The 3983-nt window shown below is 69.9% G+C and carries 3 protein-coding genes; all 3 read left to right on the plus strand.

Features of this window, described 5'->3' with window-relative positions; translation table 11 throughout:
* Positions 1-170 precede the first annotated feature (170 nt).
* The 3 genes from OG326_RS22335 to OG326_RS22345 are packed head-to-tail and all read left to right on the plus strand — an operon-like array spanning position 171 to position 3921.
* A complete protein-coding gene (locus tag OG326_RS22335; protein ID WP_327139045.1) occupies positions 171-1427 on the plus strand; it encodes a glycosyltransferase in 1257 nt (418 codons plus the stop codon).
* On the plus strand, positions 1424-2896 hold the full coding sequence (locus OG326_RS22340; protein ID WP_327139046.1) for an NDP-hexose 2,3-dehydratase family protein: 1473 nt from the start codon (positions 1424-1426) through the stop codon (positions 2894-2896). Before OG326_RS22335 ends, OG326_RS22340 begins: the two co-directional genes overlap by 4 nt.
* Complete coding sequence (locus OG326_RS22345; protein ID WP_327139047.1) at positions 2893-3921, plus strand: Gfo/Idh/MocA family protein; 1029 nt, start codon at positions 2893-2895, stop codon at positions 3919-3921. Before OG326_RS22340 ends, OG326_RS22345 begins: the two co-directional genes overlap by 4 nt.
* The last annotated feature ends 62 nt before the right edge of the window (positions 3922-3983 follow it).

The following is a 3983-nucleotide window of genomic DNA, read 5'->3' on the forward strand; positions in this document are numbered from 1 at the left end:
GGCGGATATATGCCGGACAACCAGAGATTCCCCGAATACTCGAGGCCCCCTGTCGCCGGTCCGGTGTGCGCGTGCACACGCGGCGATATCGAGATGATAACCCGGCGGATTACGGTCGGTTCATCCGTATTTCCCTTCTCCGACAGCGAGTTTCGCCGAGAGGAACGTCGATGCGCATAGCCCTGTCGACCATCGGATCGCGTGGTGACGTGCAGCCGCTGGTGCTGCTCGGCAGCGCCCTGCGCGCACGCGGTCATGATGTATGGCTCGCTACCACACCGGAATTCGAGGACCTGGCGCGCAGCGCGGGGCTGGAGTTCCGGCAGCTCGGAAATATCGGCGCCGGCTACGTCGACGAGATCATGTCGCACCCGAAGGTGCAGCAGGCGCTGCGCCGCGGCCCGTCGATCTATCGCATGGCGATGGCCGCGCCCCGGCCGAGCGCCGCCGAGCAGCTGGCGCTCACCGAGGCGATGGTGGCGTCGGTGGAGGGCGCGGATCTGATCATCAACTCCAATCTGACCAGAATCGGTGCGCTGGTCCGGCCCGGGGTGCCGTGGTGCTCGATCTCGGCCTGGCCGATCACCGAAACCGCGGCCTGGCCCGCGCTCGGTGCACCCGACCTGCCGCTCGGCGGTGCGTACAACCGGTTCACCCATCGGGCCATGGGCGCACTGGAGTGGCTGGTGTACCGCGCCAGCGTGAACCAGGCACGACGTGCCGCGGGCCTGCCCCGGGCCGGTTTCCGGTCGCCGTTCCGCGACGACGGGCGCACGCGGCCGATTCTCTACCAGTTCAGTCCGCAGGTGATCGCACCGCCGCCGGACTGGCCGGCGCAGTGCCACGTCACCGGCTACTGGTCCGACGACACCCATTGGGAACAGTCGCCGGAACTGACCGCCTTCGTGGAGCGCGGCGCGCCGCCGCTCGTCGCCGCCTACGGCAGTTCGTGGCTGCCCTGCGGTACGGATCTGCTGCGCGCGACCCTGGACGCGGTCGCGGTGACCGGCCACCGGATGGTGATCATCGGTGGCCCGGAGTTCGAGATTCCGGACGGCATGGACGTGTTCCGCAGTGAGACAGCGGATTTCACCTGGCTGCTGCCGAGAGCCGCGGCGGTGTTGCACCACGGCGGCCAGGGCACCACCGCGGCGGCGGTGGGCGCGGGCGTCCCGCAGGTCGTCGTACCCTGCTACGCCGACCAGCCGCTGTGGGCGCGCCGGATACACGCCCTCGGCGTCGCCCCGGCGCCGGTGCCGTACGCCGGGCTGACCGGTGAGCGGCTGGCGGCCGGGGTGCGCATCGCCACCACCGATACCGAAATCTCCGCGCGCGCAGTGAAATTGGCCGACGCCGTGCGCGGTGAGCGAGGCGTGGAGGCGGCCGCCGATGTCGTCGAGGCCTACGCCGCGAGCGTGTGCCGATGACCGGACCGCTCCACCGCCAGGACCGCGGTCAGCCGATTCGGCTGGCCCGGTCGGCGGTGGCCACCGCGGGCGCGGTCGACTCGGCGGCGCAGTTCCACCGCTGGTTCGCCGCGCGGGCCGCCGCCGATCCCACCGTCGTCACCCGAATCGACTTCTCCGACCTGATCAATTGGCGCTTCCACCCGGAGACCGGCAACCTCGTGCACGAGAGCGGCAAGTTCTTCGCCGTCGAGGGTCTGCGGGTGAACACCAGCTTCGGCCCGGTGCCGCACTGGTCCCAGCCGATCATCGATCAGCCAGAGACCGGCGTGCTCGGCATTCTCGTCAAGCAATTCGACGGTGTCCTGCACGGCCTGATGCAGGCGAAGATGGAGCCGGGCAACCACAACACGCTGCAGCTCTCGCCGACGGTGCAGGCCACCATCAGCAACTACACGGCGGTGCACCACGGGCGGCCCGTGCCCTACCTCGAATACTTCTCCGGCGCACGGCCGGACGTGGTGCTGGCCGACGTGTTGCAGTCCGAGCAGGGGGCCTGGTTCTACTGCAAGCGCAACCGCAACATGGTGGTCGAGGCCACCGGGCCGGTCCCGGTGCGCGACGGCTTCCGCTGGCTGTCTCTCGGCCAGCTCTACTCGCTGCTGGCCTACGACGACCTGCTGAACATGAACACCCGCACGGTGCTGTCCTGCCTGCCGTTCTCCGGCGGGCGACTCGTCGAGGAGCTGCCCAGCGTGCAGGGGAGTTTCCGTGCGGCCCTGGTGCGTTCGCTCGATACCGAGCAGGGTGCGCTGCACACCAGCGCGGAAATTCTCAGCTGGGTGACCGGCCTGCGGGCGCGCCGGGAAGTCGTGGCGACCCGGATCACCCTGCCGCAGGTACGGGACTGGACTCGCCGAGCCGACCGGATCGAGCACGATTCCGGCGCGTTCTTCGACATCAGGGCGGTCGCGGTCGACGGCGGCAACCGTGAGGTGAACAGCTGGACCCAGCCCATGATCGCCCCGCACGGACTCGGCGTCATCGCGTTCCTGGCCGCCCGGATGCGCGGCGTCCTGCATGTACTGGTCAATGCCAGATCGGAGCCGGGCTTCCTGGACTTCGTGGAGCTGGCGCCCACCGTGCAGTGCACCCCGGACACCTACGATCAGCTGCCGGCGCTGACCCGGCCACCGTTCCTGGACGACGTGCTCGGCGCGCCGCCGGATCGGATCCGGTTCGACACCATCCTGTCCGAGGAAGGCGGCCGGTTCTTCCACGCCCGCAACCGCTACCTGGTGATCGAGGTCGACCCGCTGCCCGAACCGGACAGCGGACCGTCGCGATACCGCTGGATGACCGTCGCCCAGTTGGTCGGGCTGACGCGGTACAGCCACTACGTCAATGTGCAGGCCCGCAGTCTGATCGCCTGCCTGCACAGCCTGATCGCCGCGGAGGACGATCGCGTCGAGACGAGGTCGAGCCGGTGAGCGCAGCAGACTCGGCGACAGCACCCGTGCGCATCGGCGTACTGGGCGCGGCCTCGGTGGCGTGGCGGCGAATGCTGCCCGCCCTGGCCGCGGCCGCGGGTGTCGAGATCACGGCGCTGGCCAGCCGGGAGTTGGCCAGGGCAACCCGATTCACCGACCGGTTCGGCGGCGTTCCGGTGCGCGGATACGCCGAATTGCTGGCACGCCCGGACGTGGACGCGGTCTACTTGGCCCTGCCCAACGGCCTGCATCACCGGTGGGCAGCGGCCGCACTGCGGGCGGGCAAACACGTACTCGGCGAGAAACCGCTGACCACCGAGGCGGCCGCGACCGCCGATCTGCTCCGGCTGGCCGGACAGCGCAATCTGGTACTTCGCGAAAACTTCACGCCCGCACACCATCCCATGCATGGCGTCGTACGTGATCTGCTCGCAGCCGGCCGGCTCGGCGCGCTGCGGCACCTCACCGGCTCGTTCTGCTTCCCCCCGCTGCCCGGCGGCGATGTGCGCTACCGGGCGGACCTGGGCGGGGGCGCCCTGCTCGATGCCGGGGTATACCCGCTGCGCCTGGCCCAATTGCTGCTCGGTGACGAGGACCGGCTGGAAGTGAGCGGCGCCGTGCTGCGGATCGATCCGGCCTCCGGCGTCGACGTGTCCGGCAGTGCCCTGCTCGCCACCCGCAGCGGCGTGATCGTGACCGCCGAATTCGGTTTCGAACACAGTTATGCCTCGCGCTATCAGCTGTGGGGCGCGGCCGCACGGCTCGCGGTAGACCGTGCGTTCACGCCACCGCCCGAACACCGTCCGGTACTGCGCATCGATGAGCAGGACCACACCGAGGAGCTGGTGCTGGCCGCGGCCGATCAATACGCTTGCACGGCAACGGCATTCGCCGTAGCGGTCCGCGCCGCCCGGTCCGGTGCGCCCGCCACGGCGCCGGATGCGGCGGCCACGCTGCGCACCGCCGAACTGGTGGACGAGATCCGCGCGACCGCGCGCCGGATCACGGTGCCCGGAAGCGGCTGACGGCCTGCGCTTTCCACCGAATCCGACAACGACAACGGCATGGCCTGAGGACGGATACGAAG

The organism is Nocardia sp. NBC_01327 (assembly GCF_035958815.1).
Lineage (GTDB): Bacteria > Actinomycetota > Actinomycetes > Mycobacteriales > Mycobacteriaceae > Nocardia.